Consider the following 1,144-nt stretch of genomic DNA (forward strand, 5'->3'; position numbering starts at 1 on the left):
TGGGCGCCCAATAAAATAGCCTTGCACGTTATCAACGCCTAGTTTTCTTAGTGTGTTTAATTCATCTTGATTTTCTATACCCTCAGCTACAATTGAGCAATTAATAGCTTTGGCAAATCCGCATAGTGCTTTAGCTAATAAAAACTTTCTACTGTCTTTATTTATATTTTGAGTGAGGCTTATATCTAACTTAATGATATCTGCCTCTAATTCTAAAATATGTTGAAAAGACGAATAGCCAGCTCCAACATCATCTATAGCTAATCTTACGCCTTTGCTTCTTAATGGTTGAAGTGCAGTTCGCATCGCTTGGTAGTCTAAAATAGGTGAATGTTCAGTCACTTCTAAAATTATTCTATTACAATCGATGCTTTGTAATACTTTGTCTATTGAGCCTGATAAAATATGCTGAGGTGAAGTATTTATAGTGATATAAGCTTTTTCATCAAATTGATCTAAGTAATGTAATGTATTTTGTATAGCAAGTATTTCTAATGCTTCTCCTAAACCCAGTTTTTCAGCATCTTTAAACCAAATATCAGGTGTTTTATAGGGTTCAATAAAAAAGCGTGACAGAGATTCATAACCCGAAAGTTGGTTGGTTGATAAATTAAATATGGGCTGAAAATAAATCGTAATATCGTTTGTTTTTATAATATTTTCAATAAGCGACTTTGACTCATTATTTAAAATGTCAGACTGAACTTTTTTTTCGATTAACTCAGTAGCTATTTCAGAAATGAGCCTAAGAAATGACAAATCTTTGTCGTTCAGGGCATTGTCTAATACGGTTTTATAACAGCAAAAAGTTCCATAAACTTTTCCGGTGGATAAAATAATGGGTACACCAATATAAGAGCCAATATTTAGCTTTTCTGTGACTGGCATGTTGCGGGTTATTGGGTGCTCAAGAGTATTAGGGATTATTTGTTCTAGCTCGTTATCAGATATTTTTTTACAGTAAGTTTCGCAAATTGGATCTGAATTACCTACTGATACGCATGTATTTGTAGTTTGGTTATCTACCACTTTAAAAACGCGCTCAGTATTGGTGAATTTTGAAATAAACGCGACTTCCATACTTAAATGTTTTCGTACAAGTGAAAGTAACTTTAATAACCTTGATTCAATAGAAGCATCGCTT

At 33.0% G+C, this 1,144-nt stretch carries 1 protein-coding gene; it reads right to left on the minus strand.

Going from position 1 to position 1,144, the window contains the following annotated elements; genetic code table 11:
* Positions 1–1,131 (minus strand): EAL domain-containing protein (locus H5072_RS20045; protein ID WP_404936344.1); only part of this gene is annotated, 1,131 nt, incomplete at its 3' end.
* Between the last annotated feature and the right edge of the window lie 13 nt (positions 1,132–1,144).

Origin of the sequence: Pseudoalteromonas sp. SR45-5 (genome assembly GCF_014163565.1) — a bacterium.
GTDB classification, from domain to species: Bacteria; Pseudomonadota; Gammaproteobacteria; order Enterobacterales; family Alteromonadaceae; genus Pseudoalteromonas; species Pseudoalteromonas distincta.